Annotated in this window: 22 protein-coding genes; 13 read left to right on the top strand and 9 right to left on the bottom strand. The window is 44.0% G+C overall.

Features of this window, described 5'->3' with window-relative positions; translation table 11 throughout:
• Positions 1 to 171: 171 nt before the first annotated feature.
• From RMY31_RS07275 to RMY31_RS07260, 4 genes are all read left to right on the top strand, one after another.
• Positions 172 to 1,770, top strand: a complete 1,599-nt coding sequence (locus tag RMY31_RS07275) for a hypothetical protein (protein ID WP_322657852.1) — start codon at positions 172 to 174, stop codon at positions 1,768 to 1,770.
• 346 nt (positions 1,771 to 2,116) lie between these two features.
• Positions 2,117 to 2,326, top strand: coding sequence for a hypothetical protein (locus tag RMY31_RS07270; RefSeq protein WP_409877573.1), 210 nt, complete (start codon positions 2,117 to 2,119; stop codon positions 2,324 to 2,326).
• A 1,791-nt stretch (positions 2,327 to 4,117) separates the two neighbouring features.
• Positions 4,118 to 4,351, top strand: a complete 234-nt coding sequence (locus RMY31_RS07265) for a hypothetical protein (protein ID WP_322657850.1) — start codon at positions 4,118 to 4,120, stop codon at positions 4,349 to 4,351.
• Between the two features lie 86 nt (positions 4,352 to 4,437).
• A complete protein-coding gene (locus tag RMY31_RS07260) occupies positions 4,438 to 4,593 on the top strand; it encodes a hypothetical protein (RefSeq protein ID WP_322657849.1) in 156 nt (51 codons plus the stop codon).
• 155 nt (positions 4,594 to 4,748) lie between these two features.
• Here the strand turns inward: RMY31_RS07260 and cimA are convergent, their stop codons facing one another.
• Positions 4,749 to 6,467, bottom strand: a complete 1,719-nt coding sequence (gene cimA, locus RMY31_RS07255; protein WP_322657848.1) for a citramalate synthase — start codon at positions 6,465 to 6,467, stop codon at positions 4,749 to 4,751.
• Positions 6,468 to 6,542: 75 nt separating this feature from the next.
• Between cimA and RMY31_RS07250 the strand changes: the two genes are divergently transcribed.
• The 3 genes from RMY31_RS07250 to RMY31_RS07240 all read left to right on the top strand — a co-directional run bounded on the left by RMY31_RS07250 (position 6,543) and on the right by RMY31_RS07240 (position 9,525).
• Entirely contained in the window at positions 6,543 to 6,866 is a 324-nt protein-coding gene (locus tag RMY31_RS07250) for a 2Fe-2S iron-sulfur cluster-binding protein (RefSeq protein WP_322657847.1), read from the top strand.
• Positions 6,867 to 6,902: 36 nt separating this feature from the next.
• Entirely contained in the window at positions 6,903 to 7,337 is a 435-nt protein-coding gene (locus RMY31_RS07245; RefSeq protein ID WP_322657846.1) for a hypothetical protein, read from the top strand.
• A 97-nt stretch (positions 7,338 to 7,434) separates the two neighbouring features.
• A complete protein-coding gene (locus tag RMY31_RS07240) occupies positions 7,435 to 9,525 on the top strand; it encodes a thiazole synthase (protein WP_322657845.1) in 2,091 nt (696 codons plus the stop codon).
• A 114-nt stretch (positions 9,526 to 9,639) separates the two neighbouring features.
• Here the strand turns inward: RMY31_RS07240 and RMY31_RS07235 are convergent, their stop codons facing one another.
• Complete coding sequence (locus tag RMY31_RS07235; protein WP_409877555.1) at positions 9,640 to 9,825, bottom strand: hypothetical protein; 186 nt, start codon at positions 9,823 to 9,825, stop codon at positions 9,640 to 9,642.
• Between the two features lie 132 nt (positions 9,826 to 9,957).
• Between RMY31_RS07235 and psb34 the strand changes: the two genes are divergently transcribed.
• From psb34 to RMY31_RS07220, 3 genes are all read left to right on the top strand, one after another.
• Entirely contained in the window at positions 9,958 to 10,137 is a 180-nt protein-coding gene (gene psb34, locus RMY31_RS07230) for a photosystem II assembly protein Psb34 (protein WP_322657844.1), read from the top strand.
• 489 nt (positions 10,138 to 10,626) lie between these two features.
• Entirely contained in the window at positions 10,627 to 10,773 is a 147-nt protein-coding gene (locus RMY31_RS07225; RefSeq protein ID WP_322657843.1) for a hypothetical protein, read from the top strand.
• A gap of 25 nt (positions 10,774 to 10,798) precedes the next feature.
• Positions 10,799 to 12,988, top strand: a complete 2,190-nt coding sequence (locus tag RMY31_RS07220) for a tetratricopeptide repeat protein (RefSeq protein ID WP_322657842.1) — start codon at positions 10,799 to 10,801, stop codon at positions 12,986 to 12,988.
• Positions 12,989 to 13,181: 193 nt separating this feature from the next.
• On the opposite strand, the gene RMY31_RS07215 is transcribed toward RMY31_RS07220, so the two are convergent.
• Complete coding sequence (locus tag RMY31_RS07215; protein WP_322657841.1) at positions 13,182 to 13,559, bottom strand: hypothetical protein; 378 nt, start codon at positions 13,557 to 13,559, stop codon at positions 13,182 to 13,184.
• Positions 13,560 to 13,592: 33 nt separating this feature from the next.
• Complete coding sequence (locus RMY31_RS07210) at positions 13,593 to 13,865, bottom strand: hypothetical protein (protein ID WP_322657840.1); 273 nt, start codon at positions 13,863 to 13,865, stop codon at positions 13,593 to 13,595.
• A gap of 491 nt (positions 13,866 to 14,356) precedes the next feature.
• Between RMY31_RS07210 and RMY31_RS07205 the strand changes: the two genes are divergently transcribed.
• Positions 14,357 to 14,818 (top strand): hypothetical protein, encoded by a 462-nt coding sequence (locus RMY31_RS07205; protein ID WP_322657839.1) that lies wholly within the window; start codon positions 14,357 to 14,359, stop codon positions 14,816 to 14,818.
• Positions 14,819 to 14,890: 72 nt separating this feature from the next.
• On the opposite strand, the gene RMY31_RS07200 is transcribed toward RMY31_RS07205, so the two are convergent.
• The 4 genes from RMY31_RS07200 to folK form a co-directional block, all read right to left on the bottom strand.
• Positions 14,891 to 15,700 (bottom strand): prohibitin family protein, encoded by an 810-nt coding sequence (locus RMY31_RS07200; protein WP_322657838.1) that lies wholly within the window; start codon positions 15,698 to 15,700, stop codon positions 14,891 to 14,893.
• 490 nt (positions 15,701 to 16,190) lie between these two features.
• Complete coding sequence (locus tag RMY31_RS07195; protein WP_322657837.1) at positions 16,191 to 17,024, bottom strand: ADP-ribosylglycohydrolase family protein; 834 nt, start codon at positions 17,022 to 17,024, stop codon at positions 16,191 to 16,193.
• A gap of 53 nt (positions 17,025 to 17,077) precedes the next feature.
• Entirely contained in the window at positions 17,078 to 17,626 is a 549-nt protein-coding gene (locus RMY31_RS07190; protein ID WP_322657836.1) for an NUDIX hydrolase, read from the bottom strand.
• A gap of 86 nt (positions 17,627 to 17,712) precedes the next feature.
• Entirely contained in the window at positions 17,713 to 18,201 is a 489-nt protein-coding gene (folK, locus tag RMY31_RS07185; RefSeq protein WP_322657834.1) for a 2-amino-4-hydroxy-6-hydroxymethyldihydropteridine diphosphokinase, read from the bottom strand.
• 354 nt (positions 18,202 to 18,555) lie between these two features.
• On the opposite strand from folK, the gene RMY31_RS07180 reads away from it, so the two are divergent.
• Positions 18,556 to 20,901: a penicillin-binding protein 1A gene (locus RMY31_RS07180; RefSeq protein ID WP_322657833.1), complete on the top strand. Its 2,346-nt coding sequence runs from the start codon at positions 18,556 to 18,558 to the stop codon at positions 20,899 to 20,901.
• Between the two features lie 285 nt (positions 20,902 to 21,186).
• Positions 21,187 to 24,318, top strand: a complete 3,132-nt coding sequence (locus tag RMY31_RS07175) for a hypothetical protein (RefSeq protein ID WP_322657832.1) — start codon at positions 21,187 to 21,189, stop codon at positions 24,316 to 24,318.
• Here the strand turns inward: RMY31_RS07175 and RMY31_RS07170 are convergent.
• A complete protein-coding gene (locus RMY31_RS07170) occupies positions 24,298 to 24,438 on the bottom strand; it encodes a hypothetical protein (protein WP_409877550.1) in 141 nt (46 codons plus the stop codon). The genes RMY31_RS07175 and RMY31_RS07170 overlap by 21 nt on opposite strands.
• Positions 24,439 to 24,506 lie beyond the last annotated feature (68 nt).

Raw genomic sequence — 24,506 nt, 5'->3', positions numbered from 1 at the left:
TAGAATGTTATAACGTCATTAGGTCTAGATGCAAAATGGGGAACACCGACTAATGATTAATTACTCATGTTCAGGGTTTCAACTTGGCCTCTAGAACAAACCCTGAGCGGACACATCAGCAATGCTAAAGCTAGCACTGCTAAACATTTTTAAGTGGGTGGGTCAAGAGTGATGAATGAAGCTGACACCTCAAACAAAAGGGCTGTGATGGAATTTCTCAATTCTGCTAATTCACTACAATCGGAGCAGGCTAGCTGTCCTTTTTACTCAGTCGTGCCTTCTGAAAATACGGCATCCCAATTGCCACTCCTCAAACCAGCAGAAGATGAACAGCACGAGCCGCCAGCTGTCACATCCCCGACAGATCCAACTCAGCCGGACTGGGTTGCAGAACCGGACAACGAAAAACAAACACTCATCGATGCTGAATTTCAAAAACTGCTGGCATTGAATGAGGAGTTACGTGCTGATAATAATCACTTGTATCAGCAAGTAGAGCATTTCAAAGATGACCTAGCTGAGTCAGCAAAAGCTTTGGAGTGGCAGAAAAGGCGCTCCAGCGTTACTGAGTCGATGCTCAACCAACAAGCTCAAGAACTTGCCGCAGCTCAAGAACAAATCCAGTCTCTATTTCAACAGTTAGAAACCGCTATACAAACTGTTCAACGTCAAGAAATATTTATCGATACTTATAAAGCACAATTACAAATTAGCCAACAGCGCCTTGCTCAGTTAGAACGGGAATGTGCGTTACTACAAACTAACTATAACGAACAATCTCAGCAGGTATTGCAATCAGAAAATGCTTGTCGAGAGTTACGTACTAGGCTGATGCGTCAACAACGCCAGACCCTGCAATTTAAGGCAGCGCTGGAAAAATGTTTAGATACAACTGTTCCCAGCTATGACTCCCTAGACGAAACAGCAAATAATACCGCCCACACAGCCAGTCATCAAACAAGATTCTCTAAAAAAGCTCGGTCTTTGTTTCCCAACGTGCAACCCATCAGACCTTGGTCAGCAGAACCAGAATCCTTTACTAATAAAATCGAGCATCCTTGGAGTAAATCTTCTACACCATCCTCATATGGAAGCAATTATCCCACTCCTAATCCATCATCTCCTTGGAGCTGGCCGAATAAAGAAAACACGCCTACTCCCTCTCAACCACCCACTTCTTTAGAAACTGATAAACCGACTACACCAGAAGACGATTCTCCGACTACACCAGAAACTGTTTCATCTTTTGGGTCATCAAAACTAGATGAGCAACTAGATAGTCTCATCCAAATGTTTTTCACTTCCCAGCCTTCAGCTGCATCATCAGCATCGCCTACTGTTGAAATAAATTTAGACAGCAATCAACCTGATACGCCTGTCTGGGAGACTTGGGCAACAACCCTTGAGGATGACGAAGAAGCAGAAATTTCACCAAAAGGGCAATTGGCAGCATCTGAAGGAGAAGTCACACCCACAACTACTTATCCTTCGTTAGCGGAAGATTTTACACTTTCACCAATAAATAACTCATCACTATCCTTCACTTTGCCTCTGACTCAGAAAACTGGTGAAGAACCAGAGAATGATTTGTCTGAAGCCTTGCAATTGAATCAAATGGAATTATCGGAGACTGATTTGCCTGAAGAATCAGATGATAACTCTACCTACGAAAATCAATCGCCTTCACCAGTAGTTTATCCAGAGCGTCCACCTAAGGGACGCACATCATTATCATCAGTGGAATTGCCGAATTTTCGTCCTAATAGTTAGTTGTCAGTTGTCAGTTGTGTTTTGCCACTGACCACTGACTAATATCTAATTGAGAATTCTCGCTTTAGACTTTTGAATTATGGCTTCTGAATTGACTGTTGTTACTTGATTTCGCGATCGCGGTCTACCAGTTGCGATCGCGTAGCGAATAACTAACAGCCGCAACCATAAGCCGGGATAGCGGGGTTCGAGCCAAGGTTTAATTTCGCTCAGGAAGCGCGGGAACCATTTACTCAATAAAGCGCTAACTAAAGCATGACGACCGAAGTTGAAATAATTACCAAGCCAGCGTATTAAATCTTTTGGCCCGGCAAGTTGCCAAATCCATAACAACAAGGCAGGATTTTTGCGAGCTGCTTTGAGTGCTAGGCGGTTGAAGGTTAACCAATCACACCGATCTTTGATGAAATTATCTGCTACTTCTGGGGGCTCGTCTGCCAACAGTCCAAAGAAGGTATTGAGCATAGAGTTAATCCGCTGGGGTGGTAAAAATTTCCCCATCGGTACCATCATGCCTTTGGAAAATAGCCAAGTTACGGAAACGTTGCTTTGGTAAGCGCGAATGCGGTTCAAGTGACGAAAACTCAGCAAGTCATGCTCGAGGGCGGTATCTAATAGCGTTGTTAAGCGTTCTAAGTTGCGAACTAGAGAACCAAAGCCCGTGAAGACAAGAGGTGACTGGAGAGATGCAGCATCACCGATCGCAATCAATCTATCAAAGGCAATTGTGCGATCGCTACTTCCTACACTAAAATGACCCGGAATATACCCAAATGTCGGCTTTTTCCACACCAGCTTGTCCACATCGCAACGGCGATACTCTGGCAAAATCGTGAAAAAATCCTCGTACATCTCCAGCAAGGAACCAGGATTGTCGGGATTGACTTCGTGGTAGTGAAATAAATAAATCGTCATTTCTTCACCCACTCCAGGAAACAGTTCCCAAATCAACTGTCTTCCCCGCGAAATATCTCCGTGACTGTAAAGCACGTCTCCATACTGGGAATCCCAAACTCCAGGCTCAAACCCGCGCTCAATAACCGCTCCCACCGTTGGACAGACACTATCAAAGGCACGACCCCCATTTAATTGCCAAGCAATGGGGGAGGCGGTTCCCATGGCATCTACTAACAGCCGCCCCCTCACTTGTTGCTCTTTTTGACTGGGTAAATGCTTGACTGTAGCAACAACTTGTGATGCATCAATATCCACACAAATAAATTCTGTTTCATCCCAAATTTCTCCGCCTGCTGCCCGCAGCTTTTGACCGCACATTTGCAGCCATTTGTCAGAGTCTAAAGCTACATTCAGGACTGTGGGTGTGTGCAAAACAGGCGATCGCAGTTTAGCTGGATTATTGCCATCAAAAAATTTATTAAATCCATCTTTATACTCTCTAGCAATTACAGTTTCCAGCTCGGCAGATGTCACCAAACCAAGATTAATTAAACTTTGAATTTCATCACGAGAAATATTCCATTCTCGGTTCATGCGCCCAAAAGGCATTCGCTCCACCAGTAGCACTTTATATCCCAATTTGGCCATGACTGCCGCATGGATAGCACCTAATGCACCACCGATGTAGATCAGGTCGTATTGGGGATTAGGAATTAGGGATTGGAGATTGGGATTTTCTTTGTCCCAGTCCCCAGTCCCCAGTCCCCAGTGCCCTTTACCAGAAAACACCACCTGCCGGGGCTGTCGAGGATTACGTACTCCTTCGCGCCATCTTTGCTCCCACCAGTAGGCACGCTTGAGGTCATATTCCCCGTTGGGCATTTGCTGAAAATATTTGACGGTGAGGGGGTAATAAGGCGATAGTGATTCAAAAATTGATTGCCTAGAATCAAGCTTTGGTGGTTCTGGGTAATTATGCGGAAAGCGCTTTCTGATTTCAGCGCTCAGGCGTTGCAGGATTTGCCCTTCTCCAGAAAAGGGTCGATCTGCCCAACGGAAAACTTTCAGATATGTGGTGCGCTGCACTGACCAGACAAATACAGAAAGCTCTGTCGGTAATTTTTCGGAAATGGCAGCACCAGCAGTTGTAGTTTCAGTAGTTATTCTGAGGCGAAAGCCATCTGGAGTCAGCACTTTTTCACCATTTCCTGGTTCAAAATCTGCTTGTAGCCAGCTGCGTACAGCCGACATATCCGGAATCGGAACTTCTAAATAAAGTATTTCTTTCATGTTTTGCTGATATCTCCGATTAATCTACTCACTAAGACAGATTTTAAAAAGGCAGAAATTGCGGTAAACTCCGCCCTAATACTTGAGTAAAGATTCAGTAAAGAATTTTTAATAGTTTGTCTAATTTATTGTTCATTTTGAATTTCTGTAAACCCACGCCATGAATTATCCTATCCCAGACAGTCCTCAAGAAATTTTTGCCTTACAACAAAAGCCGATTGATGAAGAATTAGTTGCCTCAGCGATCGCTGGTGTTATTAAAATTGTTCGCTCTCAAGGTCAATCATTGGAAGAATTAACCGCTCAAGTGCTAGCTGATGACACAGTGCTAGATCAGCAGCAACGACGCTGGCTAAGTAAATTGGTTAGCCAAGCTTGGGAAAGTTTTCCATAAATGCAAAGTAGAAAGTGTCTGGTTATCTGTAGTGTAAGTGTATTAATTTTTAGAAATTTTGGCTCAAATTGCTTAGACGCAAAGCCGTGAGCCAGTCCGGTGGACGGGTTCCCCGGCATAAAGGAACTGGCGTTAGCGTAGCGGTAGCGACGTTAGGAGTGTCACCCGTAGGGTTTGCTATTAGACATCGCTTTTTTCGGTGTGAGAATGACAATAAATATCTGTCTGGGATTGTCAATTGAGCTACTGTTTTGAGATTTCTGGCCGACCAACCAACACTGTCTAGAAAATGGGGAATAGGGAGTAAGGAGTAGGGACTAGAAAGGGAGAAAGAGATTTTTTCCCTTGACCTCTAATCCTCCCTCATCTCCATCATCCTGCTCATCCCCTCTACTCCTCAACTCGAAGCTCTCAACGCCGCTTCAGCTTGGGAATGTAACAATAAACCATATTCCAATCCTTCTACCACTGCTTGATAAGAAGCTGCCAGAATGTTGGTCGAAACCCCTACAGTCGTCCAGCGTTGATAACCATTACCTGATTCTGCTAGCACGCGGGTTTTCGCTGCGGTGCCTGTATGTCCGTCAAGAATTCGCACTTTGTAATCTGTCAACTCAAAAGTAGCGATTTGTGGATAAAAGTTGACCAGAGCTTTGCGTAAAGCTGCATCCAAAGCTGCAACTGGACCATTACCTTCTGCTGCCTCCAGAATATTCTTGCTGCTGACAGCTACTTTAACTGTGGCTAGGGCATTGTTAGTTTCTTTGCCCTCAATCAAGTCACAGTGAACTTGAAAGCCTTTGATTTCAAAGAACTGCTGGCGACCGCCCAAAGCCTCATGCATCAACAAGGCAAAACTTGCCTCTGCGGCTTCAAATTGATATCCTTCACTCTCCAAATCTTTGAGGCGCTGGAGAATTTGCCGGGCTTGGGGCGTTTGTTTATCCAGTTCAATCCCAAAAGTACGGGCTTTCGCTAAAACATTGCTGAGTCCAGACTGTTCGGAAATTACGATGCGTCGGCGATTACCGACTTGTTCTGGTTGAATGTGTTCGTAAGTGAGGGGATTGCGTTCTACTGCTGAGACATGAATACCGCCTTTATGAGCAAAAGCCGAACGTCCGACAAAAGGGGCATGTTCGTCAGGAGCAAGGTTCACCACTTCACTAACGAAACGGCTAGCTTCTGTAAGCTGATTGAGCTGGTGTTCTCCGATACAACTGTAACCTAGCTTCAATTGTAAATTGGGTATTAACGAACAGAGGTTAGCATTACCACAACGTTCGCCGTAACCGTTAATTGTCCCTTGTACCATCCTTGCCCCTGCCATCACAGCAGCTAAAGCATTAGCTACTGCCATATCCGAATCATTATGAGTGTGAATTCCGATTTGGGGATTGGGGATTGGGGATTGGGGATCGGGGATCGGGGATCGGGTAACTTTTCCGCTCTCTACCTGTTTTCCTTGGTTCCTTACTCCTTTCCCAGTTCCCAGTCGCCAGTCGCCAGTCGCCAGTACTACATGTTGCACGATTTGGCTAACTTCGTGGGGTAAGGTACCGCCGTTTGTATCGCAGAGGACTAGCCATTCAGCGCCAGCTTTGAATGCTGCCTCTAATGTCTGTAAAGCATAATCTTGATTCTGCTTGTAACCATCAAACCAGTGTTCTGCATCGTAAATGACGCGACGACCTTGAGAGCAAAAAAACTCGATGGTATCGCGGATCATTGCCAAATTTTCTTCTAAAGTCGTCTTTAGACCTGTGGTGACATGTAAATCCCAAGATTTGCCAAATATTGTTACCCAACGCGTGCCCGCAGCGAGGATGTCTTGCAGCATCGGCTCGTCAGCAGCAATGGTGTTGGGTCGTCGAGTTGAACAAAAAGCAACAATTTCTGCTTGTTTGAGCGGATCTTCTTGTTGTTGCCAGAAAAATTGAACATCCTTTGGATTGGCCCCAGGCCAACCACCTTCAATGAAGGGAATTCCTAGTAGATCGAGTCTTTTAGCAATGCGTAACTTATCTTCTATAGAAACTGATAACCCTTCGCGCTGCGTGCCATCCCGTAACGTGGTGTCATAGAGCCAAATTTGAGGTGTGGGATTTGTGGTCATAAGACAGGGACTTTCGAGACAATTTTTAAGGCAATGTGCCAAGATACTACAACAAGCCAGTTTGGTAATTGAAAAATGCCCAAGATACTAGCTCAAGGTAAAACAATTGAGTGCGTTCGCGGAGCTAACTTACGAAAAATTTTGCTGCAAAATGGCATTGACCTCTACAATGGCGGTGCTAAGGTAATAAACTGTCGAGGAATTGGCAGTTGTGGTACTTGTGCTGTCAAAGTAGAGGGTGAAGTTTCTGTGGTGAATTGGCGCGATCGAGCGCGGCGTTCGCTTCCTCCCCATTCTCCTACAAGAAACCTGCGTTTAGCCTGCCAAACTAAGGTTTTAGGCGATGTGACAGTAACAAAATTTGACGGATTTTGGGGTCAAGGTTCTCAAACAGTATAGAAACTAAAAGGTTAGGTTACAAAGGAGCAAAACAAAATGGGTAGATGGACACCGCTAATTCTAATGGCTGGAGGCTTGGCGATTTTGTTAGGTACATTGCTAGGCATCAACTTTCCCATGGGGCAACAAACTGCCAGTAACACTCCCACTGGCAAAAAATCACAAGTCCTCCCAGCTAATATTAATGTTAATAGCTCTGCTCCCAGCAGGAATAGGAGTAATAATACGTCAACTGAAGGTAGAACTAGTGTTGCCCAGGATGAACTCAGCACTAATGAAGACAGAACGAGTTCTACCCAAGAAAATAACGACTCTACCGAAAACAGGACTAGCGTTGCCCAAAACAACGCTCCCAATGATTCATTCTCATCTCCTGAGAATACACCAGATACCAGCGCTACCGACGTGCAATCAACAGACACGTCAAGTGAAACAAATCAAAACAACGAACCGATTCGAGCTTTGTGGTAGTCGTTACTAGTCGTTAGTTACAAGTTATGAGTTATTAGTTATGAGTTATTAGTTATGTACTAATAAGAAATAGCTAACGATTGACGATCGGTGACTAATGACTAGTGACATTTTAATTATCGGTGGCGGCGTTATTGGCTTGGCGATCGCCATTGAACTCAAACTGCGCGGGGCACATGTCACCGTGCTTTGCCGTGATTTTCAAGCTGCTGCCACTCATGCTGCCGCTGGGATGCTAGCACCAGATGCGGAAAACATCCCAGATGAGGCAATGTATTCTTTATGTTGGCGATCGCGTTCATTATATCCAGACTGGACGCGCAAACTAGAAGATTTGATCGGTTTAAATACTGGTTATCGACCCTGTGGCATTTTAGCACCCATTTATGAAGAAAGCAGAGGAGCAGGGGAGCAGAGGAGCAGAGGAGCAGGGGAGCAGAGGAGCAGAGGAGCAGGGGAGCAGAGGAGCAGAGGAGCAGGGGAAGCAATTTCCTCCTCATCCCCTTTATCTCCCTCATTTCCCTCTCCTCACGCCCGTGAGTCACCTGCTTACTGGTTAGACCGAGCAGCTATTCATCAATATCAGTCAGGATTGGGAGATGAAGTAGTTGGTGGTTGGTGGTATCCAGAAGATGCACAAGTTGATAATCGCGCTTTAGCACATGTACTTTGGACAGCCGCTGAGTCTGTTGGTGTTGAACTCAAAGACGGCATTACAGTAGAAGCATTTTTACAGCAGCAAGGACAAGTGACGGGCGTGCAAACGAATGCCGGAGTAATTCGCGCTGCTCATTATGTCTTAGCCACAGGTGCTTGGTCAAATGAATTATTACCGTTACCCGTGCGCCCTCGCAAAGGGCAAATGCTCAGCTTGCGCGTACCAGAATTTTTACCAGAATTGCCTTTAAAGCGAATTTTATTTGGTCAAGACATTTACATCGTGCCCAGGAGCGAGCGAGCGCTCATTATTGGTGCAACTAGCGAAGATGTCGGTTTTACCCCCCACAACACCCCCGCAGGTATTCAAAGCTTACTCCAACGAGCAATTCGCCTATATCCCCAATTACAGGATTATCCTATCCAAGAATTTTGGTGGGGATTTCGCCCAACCACACCCGATGAATTACCTATCCTTGGTGCTAGCCATTGTCCAAATTTAACCTTTGCTACAGGTCATTACCGCAATGGCATTTTGCTTGCGCCCATAACCGCAGTTTTGCTTGCCGATTTAATTTGGGAACAAAAATCAGATCCTCTACTGTCTAATTTTCACTATTCTCGCTTCCATACTCAGCCATCTACTTCCACCTCCATGCTCACTCACTCTGCCAATTTCTCCAACGGACATCGACATCACCCTATTGTATCGTCAGAAAACCCCCCACTTCTCACTCAGGACTCAACACTTGTAATTGCTGGTAAAACTTTCCAATCTCGTTTGATGACGGGAACGGGCAAGTATCGTAGTATTGAGGAAATGCAGCAAAGCATTACCGCTAGTGGTTGCCAGATTGTCACCGTAGCAGTAAGAAGAGTGCAAACCAAAGCACCGGGACACGAAGGTTTAGCCGAAGCACTAGATTGGACAAAAATCTGGATGTTGCCTAATACCGCAGGTTGTCAAACCGCAGACGAGGCGATTCGCGTTGCTCGTTTGGGGCGAGAAATGGCGAAGCTATTGGGACAGGAAGATAATAATTTTGTGAAGTTAGAAGTAATACCCGATCCGAAATATTTACTTCCCGACCCAATTGGGACATTGGAAGCCGCAAAACAACTCGTGAAAGAAGGTTTTGTGGTGTTGCCCTATATCAACGCTGACCCAATGTTAGCTAAGCACTTAGAAGATGTAGGCTGTGCTACAGTCATGCCTCTAGCATCGCCCATTGGTTCGGGACAAGGGCTAAAGACAACCGCCAATATTCAGATCATCATTGAAAATGCTGGCGTGCCAGTGGTGGTAGATGCTGGCATTGGTTCGCCATCAGAAGCTGCACAGGCGATGGAATTAGGGGCAGATGCCTTATTGATTAATAGTGCGATCGCTCTTTCCCAAAATCCAGCAGTTATGGCTCATGCCATGAATTTAGCCACAGTCGCCGGACGTTTGGCATACCTTGCCGGCAGGATGCCTATTAAAGACTATGCAAGTGCTAGTTCACCACTCACCGGCACGATTACTAGTTAGTCAATAGTCAACAGGAGCCAGTTGCGTGCAAAAAGAAGTCGCCATGAGGAGCCGCTTGCGAGGGTTCCCACGGCAGTTCCTACCCTGCGGGTACTCCTTCTTTTAGGGTCGCCGCTAACGCGAACGGAGAACTTGTTCGGCAAAGTCGGTCTCGTTCCCTCGAAGAGGGTTCCCCAGGGTAGACGCGTCTACAAGTCTGGCGACCGAACGGACTGCCTCCTGATTGTGTAAACTGGCGTGGTTTCCCTCCAAGCGAACTTTGGGGGTTCCCCATTGAGCGAACTGGCGTTCAATAGTCAACAGCTAATGCTTAGACTATGGATTGTTGAATCTGGACTTTTGACTAATGTAAAGATTTCGTCCCCTAGTATGAGAGCATAATATATATGTTTCTGTAACATTAAATAAATAAAGGAAATAAGGAACTGGTTCATGCCCTATACAAAGGAAGAAGGCGGTCTTCTAAATAATTTTGCTAAGGAACCAAAAATTTATCAAGCAGAACCTCCTACAGAGGTGCAAAAACGTACCTATATTTACTTAGGAGTGGCCGCCACAGCTTTGGTTGGTGGCTTAATTTTTGTCGCTTTCTCGGTTTCTAATCTTAGTTGAGCAAAAACTTTTTTAATAAAACTTAATTTTGTTAATTTTTCAGGTTCCCATTTTGGTAGGAGCCTGGTTTTTTATTTTTTGTTAGAATTACAATAATATTAAAGTATAATTATATACTTAATTTTTGCATAATCTGAAAAGCTCAATATATCCAGAGTAGAGTAACATCTACTTGATAACAGTCATAGTAAGATTGTTAGCTTATTTGAATGCGCTCTATCATACCAAAATGGCGTAAATAGTATTGTTTAAGATTTGTGGAATAGCCTTGTAATCAAGACTTTTAATCCACATCGCGCCACTTTGCCCAAGCCGGGAAACTATACGTGGCTCCAAAATCTGTCTTGAAAAGTTTGCTCAACGGGGGAACCCCCCTCCGGGTTCGGGGGTGACGCTCGTTCGCGTAGCGTCTCCCCTTGGGAAAAGACTCGCGCTTCGCTGCGCTATCGCAATCGACGGAAACCCTTACGGGTTCGGCAGTTCCTCCACTTGGGGTTTCCCCAAGATCGGACTGCCTCACCGCCAAGACTGCGACCCCCTCACCGCACGCAACGCCAGTTGCTTCAAGCCGGGAAACCCGTCCAAGGCACTGGCTCAACTTTTCGCAAAATCCAAAATTGGTATGAGGGGATGTAAACTTTGTTTTGGCTCTTTAGCCGCCATGAGCGTGAATGATACTGCACACTCCGATAATTTCGCTTGGAACCGCCAAGTTTATCACCGTCTAAAACTTGCCCTTAGTCTCGACTTACGGCGACAAATATTTTTGGCGGTATGTGATGATTTACACTTGAGAAATCAAGTGGCGGCTCGTTTGCATTCCACTTTAGCTTATCCAGTTGGGCAAATTTTATATCAGCCATTAGATGGACAGGCAACTAGCACTCCAGCCTACCCGCGGTTAGTTACTCTACGGCTGAATTTAAGCGAGCCTAATCCCATAGCTCAGATAAATCAATGGCTAGCTAACTATCCACCACCAATTGTTGGTGCATCAAAAGATACGCCTGGGCGACCTTTACCAATACCAACATTTCAGATTGTTGGTGTGGAACAGCTAACTAAGCAGCCTGTAGCAGTACAGCGTTTATTTTTACACAATTTGCGCTTAAGCGAACAGTATTTCTCTAGCCAAGAATTTAGCCGATTTCTTGAGTCTAGCCTACTGTTGTGGGTATCGCGTCCTTGGTTGTCTGCTATTCAGCAGTCGGCTCCACAGTTTTGGCGTTGGCGTACTGGTATATTTGTATTTGCTGGAGAACCTACACCAACGACGCATAATTCAGACTATCCGGAGCGTTTTTCCACTTCTAGAAGTTTGGACTTAGGGAATTTTGAGCAATCTATTTTGGAAGAATCAGCGATTGAAGCAGAACTCAAAGAAGCAGCAGCCACAAATCTCAAGTTTGCAGATGATTTTAATTTGTCGTCAGAAATACCGACAACAGCAGGTAGACAAGAAACTGCACCTGCAAATGAGCCACAGCAGCAGGAATATGTAGCTAACAGAGCAAGTGAGAATAAGAGCTTATCGCTATCGTCGTTGTCTTATGTTAGTAAAGAATTAGCACAGCTAGTAACAGCAACGATTAATCCAAAGGCTGAAGACAGAGAAGATAACTGGCAACCGCAAGAAATTTTGTTGCAAATTGAGGAATTACATTCACAAGAAGCTTCACAAGAAACGCTAGCAGCAGCTTATCATCAGTTGGGAAACTTATATCGCCTTCGCATTGAGCAAGGACAGTCAACCATAGAAAATTTAATGGTGGCAATTCTTGCTTATCAAGAGGCGATCGCTCACGATGAAGCCTCACCACAACTGCCAGATATTTTAAATGATTTAGGTACACTTTACTGGATGCTGTATCGCACACCACACAGTTCCGAAGAGGGACAAACTTACATAGAGCAGGGAATTGAATTTTATCAGTTGGCTTTAAAGCTGATTTCACCTCAGACACACGCCGAAACTTACGCACGGGTGCAAAATAATTTGGGAACAGCTTACGGTGATTTAGCCCGTTTTTCTCACCCAGCCGAGAATTGGCAGCAAGCAGTTTCAGCTTACAGCGAAGCACTGCGTTACCGTACAGCCGAAACTGACCCATTAAAGTATGCTGCTTGTCAGAATAATTTAGGTACTGCTTATTGGCATCTCGCACAATACCATCAACCAATTGTGCATTTGCAGCAAGCGATCGCATCTTACAATGAAGCACTTGCTCACTACAGCCCCGAACAGGAACCGCTGAAGTATGGCATGATTCAAAACAACATCGGCACTGCCTACTGGAACCTGGCCCAATACGAACAACCAGCAGAAAACCTGCGCCTAGCTATCGATGTCTACCGCGAAGCTCTCAAATATCGGACTCCCGTTCATGTTCCCAGTGCCTGCGCTGCCACTCAAAATAATCTTGGTACTGCATACTGGCATCTAGCAAACTTATCCCAAACAACAAAAGATGTGCGGCAAAAGTTACTGCAATTGTGTATCAGCGCTTACGAAGAAGCCATTGCCTTGGCTCACTCACTGAACAGTGCTTCTTTAAGTTTTGACGTGTTTGCTGCTCATAATAATTTAGGATTAGCCCATTATCAGCTAGTAACGGATAATGCTTTTAATGGTGACAAAGCGATGCGATCGCAACATTTAGAAGCAGCATTAGACAACCATTTGCAAGCCTTAAATGGACTCAACCAACAACCAGAAGCTTATCAAACAACTTTTGCGTATGTGGTGAAAACAATTCGGGCTTTCCACAGCGAATTAGGCATCCAGGGACAAAATCTCGCCTTATCTAAAGTACCTAGTCAGTTGTTGCCAGAAATTCTAACCAAGTTATAAGTTAACGTAAGTTCGATGCTGTAAATATTAATCAATCGTGTTGGCGATCGCTATCTTAAATGCTAATATTTCCTTCTGATTTGTAAATATAGAATAATTCTTCTTATCTTGAATTCAGTGAATGTATTGAAGAAGTACAGTGATTTTTCAGGTCACACTTGTCAATGCATAAAGTATTCAATGAGCAATCTCCTTAACGTTTGTCTGCGTTATCGGGTATGCAGACTTTACCACGTACATCACCAAGAAACCCTATTGGGTAACCTTGTTGATTATATTTAGTGAACCCAGTACTGAAGACTATTCCTGTAGCTCCCGCAAATATACCAGTGCTGGCTACCAGATCGACATTATTATACTCAGCAAGTACTCCATCTACTTTTGTACCAAAGTCTCCGGTTCCTGGAAGATTTGCTATGCCGAAGTTTTTCCAAACAACTGTCCCTTTACTGGTTGTGAGAGTTACAATTCCCAATCGCGAGATTGTTGTACCGTCTAAAGGTGATGCTGGTTGAGCGCTAACAAGCGCTAGGCGATCGCAAATCAAGCACGGTTTATAATCTGTTGTCATCACCTCTCGCTCCTAGCTTGAATCAATTCCCAGTTACGAACCCTGCAAAAAATCGTTAATCAAGCTAATATTCTGTTGAATTTCTTTTGCTAGATAAGTTTTGAGTAAATCAAAGTTTTCTAATGGGAAATTCAATAATCCAACTGCAAATGCTAAACTCACAATTCCAATAAATAAAGCCAATGTTCTGCCGAAACAGCCGGGATTAATTTCTAAAAAACCTAATTTAGATTGTCCGATAACAGCAATCGTTATAAATACAATTCCTGCGATTAATAGTGTGTTACTTGAAGGAAAAATTGTCATTTTATTATGAAATTATTCGTCATTTTTATTGTAGCTATTATTTAGTTTGAATTTCTACAATGACCATACATAGAAACTATTATTTTAATAATTTTAAACTATTAAGCCTTTACACCAGTTTCAGCCTCAAAAATAACCCAGCCTTTATAAGTACCAAGTAGCCATTATGAACTACGTACACCAGGATGAATAAAAATCTATTTTGCTGACTCATTGACTTTTACTCGGTACTCAGCACCTTTCAAGTCAGCCAATCACGGGAAAATCCCATAACCAAGCATGAAAAAGGAGTATCCCCTACTGTCTACTCCCTTTTTCAAACGAGGAAACCTCTGCTAAGTTATGCTCGATAATCCATATCCAGGAAGACCTAACGACGAATAGCGACTGGCTCAACTTTCCGCACAATCTCAAATCGGATCGCTCTAGCACTAGACTTTTGTCTAGTTTTTAGATTAAACTACACTAAGTCGATAGAGTATAAGGTTTTTATGGAAAGCGTCCAAAAAGTGAGTCAAGACTTAAGCTTAGCAAAACAAAAAATCTCCGAGCAGTTAGAACCAACTGTTCCAGAGGAGTTCAAAAAAGACATTTTAACAAAACTCAGAGGTGGATTCTTTCTAGTATTAGGATATCTATTATCGCCACTATGTTGGTGGAACGATCTGTTATTTAATCTGCCAATTGCTTACGGTTTTGGGTATATATGTAGTTTATTGTCTCCAAAATTACTTATACCTGGTTCAATCATAGGATACTGGCTGACTAACATTGTGGGTATTCTTTTGATGCAGGTAGGATCTGCTGATATTTTTCAAAAGGAATCCAAAGAGCGTAACCTCAAAAAAGAATTACTCACAGGTCTAGTTTCTTCAACTGTTTTTACCCTCGTGGTTATAGTATTAATGCAGTTGAAGATTCTTGATGCTCCTGCTTTATTCTCCAATAATTAATAAAATATAGCTAAGTACTCACCCAGCAGCGATCGCTGCTGTAAAAGACAAGTGAAAATTGTACAGATAATATCAATTGTCATTAGCTTCTAATAATTCAGTCAAATGAAAAAATTTTGGTACATCCTTACCAACTATTAATGGAAGTTTACCATTCCATTTTTCTATTGTTTGCCTTTGGAGTATTTCTGTAGTTAAACCATCACGTAACAATCTGTTTGCTTCAGCCTCTCCTCTTGCTAAATTAACTTTTGCTTCAGCCTCTTTTGTTGCCTTCAGCGCGATAAATTCTGCCCGTTTTGCTTCTTGTTCAGCAATCTGTTTTGCCTCTACCGCCTCACCAAATCTTTCAGAAAAATGAACGTGGACAAGAGAAATATCATCAACTGCAATGTGATAGTTACCCAGTCGTGTAGTTAATGCATTGTCTACTTCGGATTTTACTTCTCCTCGTTTCGTAATAACTTCTTCGGCAGTATATTTGGCAATGACTGCTTTTATAACTTCTTCAACTGCTGGGTTAATAATCCGACTAATTACGCTTTTTTTATCCCCAATCTGTTGAAAAATAGCATTGACTTCTTCCGGGATAAGATGCCAATTTAGTGCCACATTCGCGAAGACATCTTGTAAATCCTTTGAAGAAGCTTCAGCCGAAATATCCTGATTTTGCACGCGAACGCTCAGCTTTTCCACAGTATTGACTATGGGAATAATTACATGAATTCCTTCTCCTAAGATTTGGTCTTGCACTTTGCCAAACTGCATTAATACCCCGCGTTCTCCTGCATTGACAATCACAAAAGGCGTAAGGAATATAGTTATCAGGCATAAAAGTGCAGTCAGCTTACCGGCACTGTTAAGAGCTTTATTTGTTTTCATCGCTCCTATGAAAAGAGGAGTAGGGAGGGGCATAAGGCCTTACGCCCGTATGGTAGTGGGGAATGAGGAATAGTGACCTACTCAAAAAAAACTTCAACTGAGTATCCAACGCATTCAAAAAGATAAATTTTTAACTTGATTTTATGAAAAAGGATAAATACGTTAAGTTGGTAGGAATACAGTGTTTTATGATTCCTAAATAGCAGTATGTCATAGCTGTGTCTGCCAAACAAGCTTATTAAAGGTAGATATTTAAATTAGGACTGAAGAGAAGTGCAATACTTCCAAACTATGTATTATATTTAGCTATTCTTAAGGAACTCCAAGAAATCAATTACCCGATACTAAGTAGGTCGGTGTGAATATTTATCGTTGAGACAAGGCAGAAGGCAGAGGGCAGAAGGCAGGAGGGAAGAGGGTTTGAGCTAAGTTTACTTTTCGTTACATAGTTATGTTTATTTGCACCTTTCTACTTATCGGTTGTTGACTGTCAACAATTAACACTCATTAGCTGCTTATCTAATTCGATGAGATAATCCCTGCCGTATGGGCCATTCTCTAAGCCTGTGACAAGATGGCTGGGAATGTCTTGGCTGATTTCCTCGCTGCATGAACCGGCGGCCAGTGCGATCGCTGCTACTGTATCGACATCACCTGTAAAAGCGATACAATCTTGTAACAGCTTGCTCATGCTGTCATTTCGCATCACAGCAGTAATAGCAGCCCTGACACTCATCCAGCCTTGAGACTTGACTGTACCCTGCCAAGGCTTAGACCAATTTCCAGATACATAACCTTCTAGAAACTGTCCTAATTTGAGTTTTGACCCCAGTCGATAAATAAAGTAGTGCGACATTAAAGCTGCTGCTACCGCAGCATCGATCCCGTCAGGTGTATTGTGGGTAATGGCCGCTTGAATTGTTGCCGCCTCAATGACTTTTTCTGGGGTGCGATAAATCCCAATTGGTGCTGCACGCATTGCTGCCCCACTTTTATCACTGTCAGGGCAAATTCTAGTTAAAAACTCTTTTCCATCCTGGATTTCTAGCAAAAATTGGTAAAAACGGCTGGCGTAACCTTCTCTAGGGTCGCGTTTAAAAGTTTTAACGAAACTGTCAGCTAAAACTTCTGGTGTCCACTGCAATTGAGCCACTATCACTTCTGCAATGGCAATGCTCATCTGCGTGTCGTCTGTATAGCTGCCAGGGATGAGTCGATGACGGGGATGTTTGAAGTATTGACTTAAATCGTTATAAGCGCCCATTTCATTGGCGTATTCAAAGCCTGCGCCATAAGCATCCCCAATCGCCAACTCTAGTAACATAATTGTCAGTTGTCAGTTGTCAGTTGTAGAGACACGATTAATCGCGTCTCTGACTAAATTAAAAAAGACCGCGCCAGCAAAAAGCTAGAAATTGATTTAGCATCTACTGGCTCTCCTTCGAGGATAGCTCTTTCGAGTTCTTCGGGAGTTAACAACACAGTTTCAATGTCCTCGTCCTCATCTCCTGCTGGCGGTGTCTCCAGCTTTTGCAAATCTCGTGCGAGAAAAGCATAGATGATTTCGTCAGAATAGCCAGGAGCCAGGAAAAACTCACCTAATTTGTCCCATTTTTGGGCACTATAGCCAGTTTCTTCCTCAATTTCACGTTGTACTGTCTCTAAGGGATCTTCATTACGTTCTACAGTGCCGGCAGGAAATTCTAAGATTCGTCCTTGTACTGCAAAACGATATTGTCGTACTAGTACAAGTTTCCCCTCTGCTGTTATAGGTACAGCTAGGGCACCACCAGGGTGACGAATACACTCCCATTCTCCCTCTATTTTATTGGGCAAACGCAAGCGATTCACTTCAAAATCAAACTTACGCCCCTTATAAAGTAAGCGTTGTTTTAGTAACTGTGGTAATTCTCTACCTAATGGCATAACAAAATTTTGTTGTCTTTAAATACACAGGTAAACACTGCTGTTGACTGTTAAATCAGCGTTTTGTGCGTTTATGGGTGGTAACTTTAATTGCCCTTTAACAAATGTACATCTGAACAGTCTACCTCTTTTACCAGCTCTTTAATCACTCTTCCGGAAACTGGTTCTACCCAATTTGGGGCAATTTCTACAAGCGGTACTAGGACGAAGGCTCGCTCCCGCATTCGGGGATGGGGAATCTGGAGAGTTGGCGTATCTAGTCTCAAATCATCATATAACAACAAATCTAAATCTAGCGATCGCGGTCCCCAACGTTCCTGACGCACTCTGCCAAATTCTTGCTCTATTGCTAACAAAGTATCCAACAATAGCTGCGGAGACAATTTTACTTGCAAAATGGCGCAGCCATTCAAGTAATCTGGCTGGGGTGGCCCTACAGCTTTGGTTGTATACCACCTGGATTTTGCTTGTAGCACAATACCGGGTGCGTGAGCTAATCTCTCTATCGCTGCTTCTAAAATTGCATGGGAATCGCCAATATTACTACCAAGAGCAACTGCACATTGTGCCTGCATCGCATTGATCCCACTAGCTTTAAATAAAATATTCTCTGCTGCTTTAGTGCATCCTTAGTTACAGTTTGTCCAAGTATTTTAATAATTTTATTGGTTTAAACAACTACACAAAACCATGATATTTTTTCTCAAAAATAAAAATTAATAAATTTAAAAATACATTGTGTAGCACTGAATTCAGTTAATAATTTATAGGCTATTATACTAACACGAACGTGGTACGCTAACCCGAAGATGATTACATGGTGGTTAGGTGTCAGCTACTTTGAGCAAGGAACTGACGTGGGGAAGTTTACCTCCTAGTTCAAGCAACGAGCAACTAATTCAAGTGACTCTGACAAGGAGGAACCGCGATTGCGGCCTGGTAATCGTTACGAAAGTGAAGAATCCACACGCGAAAGCTTACCCCCAACAAAACCGGTGAGGGGAAGGCAGTTTTTGAGCCAGGTGAGCAGTATCTCATCTGGGATCGTTGGTAGGTTTACCAGCCGCGATAAACCATTTTATCGTCGCCTCTGGTTTTGGACAGGCTTGAGTGTAGGTGGTGGGATCGTTGCCTTAAGCTACGTTTTAGGGTCAGTAGATCGGAATTTACCGGATAAATCAGAACTAAATGCCCTTGTCCGGGAGCAAACACTGACTATCAAAGCTAGCGATGGCACTATCCTACAACAACAAGGAGAAGCAACTAGAGAACAGCTAACGCTCAAGCAAATACCTGAGAAGTTGAGAAAAGCTTTCATCGCCTCAGAAGATAGAAGGTTTGAGCAGCATAGTGGAGTCGATCCCCAAGGGATTATTCGAGCAGTTTGGAATAATTTGCGATCGCAGGATGTAGTCGAAGGTGGTAGCACCATCACTCAACAACTAGCGCGAATTCTCTTTCTTAAACAAGAGCGGACAATCTGGCGCAAGCTCAAGGAAGTCCGTCTCTCACAGAAAATGGAGCAAGAATTGACCAAAGACCAGATTTTAGAGCGTTATCTGAATCTGGTGTATTTGGGGTCTGGTGCTTACGGTGTAGCAGATGCGGCATGGGTATACTTCAGTAAACCTGTGGATCGACTTTCTCTAGCGGAAATGGCCACAATTGCCGGATTAGCTCCTGCCCCAAGCTTGTATTCTCCGGAGCAGAATCCAGAAGCAGCTAAACAGCGGCGTAATCTGGTATTGCAACGGATGCAAGACGATGGAATCATTACAGTAGCCGAAAGGCAGGCAGCTGCTCAGCAACCAATCACTCTAAAAAGTAGCTTGCCTAAGCGCCTGCAAGTAGAATCTCCCTACTTTACCAGCTACATCCAAAAAGAATTGCCAAAGTACGTTTCTGCTGATGTGTTAGCTGGCGGGGGTTTAACAGTAGAAACTACTTTGAATCCGACTTGGCAGAAGGCAGCAGAAGAAGCAGTTGCCAAAACGTTGCGAAATCAAGGTCGCTGGGAGAACTTTAAGCAAGCGGCTTTGGTAGCCATCGACCCCCGTACTGGTACAATTCAGGCAATGGTTGGGGGAAAAGATTTTGGTAGAAACCAGTTTAATCGCGTTACTCAGGCACAGCGCCAGCCAGGATCGACATTTAAAGGATTTGTCTATGCCACAGCTATAGCTAGCGGTAAGAGTCCCTACTACAGCTACTTAGATCAACCATTTGTCGTGGATGGCTACGAACCAAAAAACTATGGTGAAAACTTCCACGGCTCGATGACTATGCGAGATGCCCTTACCCGTTCCATCAATATCATTGCGGTAAAGGTATTAATTGATGTGGGATTTGAGCCAACCATTAAACTAGCTCATGGTATGGGAATTAAATCGGAGCTGAAGCCCACCTATTCCCTAGCTCTCGGCTCGAACGAAGTCAATCTGCTGGAATTGACTAGCGCTTACGGCAGCTTTGCCACTCAAGGATTGCACGCAGAACCTCATGGCATTCGCCGCGTCCTCAACCGCCAAGGTCAAGTGGTTTGGTCAGATAAGTTGCAAGCTAAGCGATCGCTTGACGCTGATAGTGCCGCCATCATGACCTGGATGCTACGCAACGTAGTAACAGATGGTACTGGTGGCGCTGCTCAATTAGATAATAGACCTGTTGCGGGAAAAACTGGTACTTCCGATGAAGCCCGCGATTTGTGGTTCATTGGCTACATTCCCCAGTTGGTAGCGGGTGTTTGGCTGGGTAATGATGACAACCACCCTACTTGGGGGAGCAGTAGCAGCGCCGCTTACACTTGGCATGAATTTATGGAAAAAGCGGTAGAGGGAATGCCTGTAGAAAAATTCCCCGCAAGACCCAAGTTAGAGGGTCGCAAAGCCAGCATTAAGGCAAAGCCTGTCAAGCCCAGACGAGTGGTACATCGTTCTATTTCTTCAGATGATGATGACCAGGAAAACACTCGTAATTCTGACGATAGCGGCTCATCTAGAAGGAGTAGAAGACGTTATCAACAAGACGACAGTACATCTTCAGAATCACCTAGAAGACGGCGGCGTTATCGTAGCCAAGCATCAAGTTCTACTGAATCTTCCTCAGAATCATCTCGTCCCAGAAGGCGATATAGAAGAACCGACTCAGATTCTTCACCGCCTACTAGGTCTAGGCAGTCTCCATCCTCCAACAGTAATAGTTCTGGTTCATCAGGTTCAAAGCAACAACCTTCTTGGCGGGAAAGACTTAGACCAAGCTCATCGTCTTCAGAATAAACTTGTCTTGAAAATGGGTGTAGGGGTGTGAAGGTGTAAAGCCAAGACATCTTCATACCCTCGTTGTAGGCTATTTGTCCGTGGGTGTCTAGCTTTAAAAGGGGTGTGGGGGTGTAAGGGCAAGACATTTTCATGACCTAGTTGTGGACTATCTGCCTGTAAGTGTTTAGTATCTGAATCAAAACATTACATTTGGTTATGCAATTACAGATTGCTGAGGTAAACTTGCAAGCAAGGTAATGCTAACTATTACTCAGCTGCTTTTTGGTCTGGGCACCACTCACAATGGAACACTGGCAATTTCTGATTCAGAAACAGGGCGATCGCTCTTGGCATGTCCTGGAATCGCCAAACTTAGAAATTTTAGAAGGTTGGTATAGAGTTTTGGCTCGTTCTAACCTTCCCCATACAGATGTGGAAGTGCGGGTAACTCACTCTTCAACCTGCGAAGTTCCACCAAAGCGGCGAATCCAAAAGCGATCGCGACGCACTAATTCAGAAGGGTTAATGGCGGTAATTCCCTTCACTCATCTCAAGTCAGGAATTTGGCAGTTGCGATGCTCCGGGGACTTGATGTCAGATATTCTCGGTAAATCCTGGCAATACAGTATTCATTTGCAAGTCTTGTCTCAACCAGTAGATGAGGCAGTAGTCGGAAAGTTGGGTACAGGCGAGAGTGTATTAAATGTACCTGCTCACCCAGATTTTGTTTCCTATGACAACTTGATATCTGCTGCTGTTACACCAGAACTGATTACCGCGCAAAATAACTCTGATACCACCGATTTACTCGCTGACAAAAAAGAAGCTGTCATTGGCAACTTGGAATCTACTGTTGTAACAACAGAAGCGATGTCTGAGGACAAGCCCCAAAGCTTCTACGCCACGCCAAATAACGCTGCTACCACCGATTTACTCGCTGACAAAAAAGAAGCTGTCATTGGCAACTTGGAATCTACTGTTGTGACAACAGAAGCGATGTCTGAGGACAAGCCCCAAAGCGTCTACGCCACGCCAAATAACGCTGCTACCACCGATTTGCTCGCCGACAAAGAAGAAGCTGTTATTGGCAACTTGGAATCTACTGTTATGACAACGCAAGCGATGTCTGAGGACAAGCCCCAAAGCGTCTACGCCACGCCAAATAACGCTGCTACCACTGATTTGTTCGCTGATAAAGAAGAAGCTGTTATCGATCAGCCTGTTAGCCCAGTCTGGCTCAAAGGGGAAACGACAGAGCAAATTTTACAAAATTTAATAGATTTAGCTTTACCAGTCTCTGAATCTTTGTTAGAGGATGAAAATGCTGAGGATTCTCCTGCTATACAACCAGCACCTCCTCTTTTGCTGACTCTAGAACGAGAAAATTATATTGCTCGTTGGGGGCAAACACTCAGTATTAGTGGACGCGTGGAGCTACAAGACAAAACCAATCTGGAGAGTTATACAATAAATCCAGAAAATCTCCATGCACTGGAACTAAGAATTGAACTGCGATCGCCCTTGGCAGCAGAAATTTTAAATCAGGTACGGCAACCCTTACCAGATAAGTTGCTACCCTTTACTATTAACTCTTCAATTAATATTCCTGCTGATTGTGAATCCAAGTTAATTTTGGCAGACATTAGTTTGTTTGGCGCACTCGCCAATGTCGGTGAAGTAATGCTGTTAGCTAGCCAATCTTTTACAATTACAGCTGATGTCACAGAATTACTGGCGATCGCAACTACAACAAAATCTAATCAACTAAACTTATTAGACGAGGCTAGTACATCGCCAATGTCGGCTGCTACTAGAGAGCCAGCAACATCTATTCGTCTCGATTTGCAACTTTTCAACCTAGTCAAAACCGCAAAAACAACCCAAATTCAGCCTATCCATTCATTCCCAAATAAGCCTTTACCACTACCCGGTAACCCAGAAGTTCCACAAGAAGCGATTCGGGTATCTAAGCTGAATAAATCGGGAGATTTGCGATCGCCGCAGTTGCCCAAGCTGCCTGAAACGCAAACCACTAAAGCGGTTGCCACGGATGCTGTACTTACAGATGTCGCTGTGACAGAACCTTCTCTACAAGAATCTGTAGAGAAAAAATACATCACAACCCCTATCGCCCCCATCAACTTGGAGCAGCTTGTCATTAGAAATAATCGAGTGTCGATGCTTAGCAACACTTTTCCGTACTTAAAACGTCTCAAAACCTTGCCTGACGACAAGGAAGAAGTGAAAAATCATGCACCAGAAGCATTCGATGCATCGGAATTTCAGGCGACTGAGGATTCACCACAGATGGAACCGATGGGAGTGGTGTATGAAAATGCACCTGAATTAGCTTCTGGTGATGGACAGTCTCAAGATGACTCTGTGGCAGAAGTAGCTGTAGTTCCACCAACTTTGGAATTAATAAATGACGCTGTGGCAGAAGTGGCTGTAATTCCACCGAGTTCGGAATTAATAGATAACTCTATGGCAGAAATGACTGTAGTTCCACCAAGTTCGGAAGTCCAATTATCCCCCTTAATCAGAAAGTGGATGCAGAGCCAAGGATACACCTTACCTGAATCCGTTTATTTGCAATACCAAGATGATGTTCTAAACTATCAGACAATGCCTGACAAGCAGGCTCCTCTTTCTGATAGCTCTCAAACTCCTGCTGACGATCTCAATTTGTCATCAGACCTAAATCTTGAAACGGAGATTGGGTCAGAGACGGACTTGGTGGAAGTAGAAGAAATTGACATACAGGAACATAGCCAGACAGAAACGCCGGAAAGTTTCTCAACTGAGGCGGCGACTGATTTGCCGATTGGCGATCGCATCTTTGCAGAAGAAGAAGACACGGAGAATTCTTTTCCCAACTCATCGCCGCCAGAAGTGCCACCTGCTTCTCATATCAAGACACCAGCTTGGTTAGCACAAGAAATTGTTGTAGATGATACATATAGTGAAATCACAGAGGATACACCTAGAAGTTATCCTTCCCAAGAAAAAGAGCTACCCATATCCGATTTAGCTGGTTCTCTACCTCTGAGTGCGGCGATTGCAGAGCCTTTGTCAGTTCCACAACTACATGTGCCAGATAGTGAACTAATTGCGGGCGAATCTGTGAGAGTACGTGTAGAACTACCTGAGGTTTCCCCGCAAGTTGTCATCAAATTATGGATTGAAGATTGTCAAACTCGCGCTTTACTGGACGGTCCCCATTTATTAAGAGATTTGTTACCCAGTTCTTCGGGAGGCTTGGAAGCAATGACTCAATTGAGCATTCCCTTTGGCTGTTTAGAGATTCGCATCGAGGCGATCGCTTTAGATATGGCTACTCAGCAGGAGAGTCACAAAGTCACAATAGTACGGACTGTGATTCCTCCAGATTTACCCAATTTGCAGCTAGATGAATTACTGGGTATGGATATTTAATCCTGGGTGACGAGCAAACTGGGGATGAGAGGACGCGATGACGCGGTGAGGAAGTGCCGTCCAAGACTGCGACCCTCTCACCGCACGCAACTTTTCACCGCGTCTACCTTGCTCTCCCATCTTCCAACCAAGGCTGTGTTAAAAATCTTTAGAATTTAAAAAATCCAGCAGGATTTGCAGTAAGCTCA

Source organism: Dendronalium sp. ChiSLP03b, assembly GCF_034531165.2.
GTDB lineage: Bacteria > Cyanobacteriota > Cyanobacteriia > Cyanobacteriales > Nostocaceae > Dendronalium > Dendronalium minutum.
This window is presented reverse-complemented; position numbering and strand designations above follow the sequence as displayed.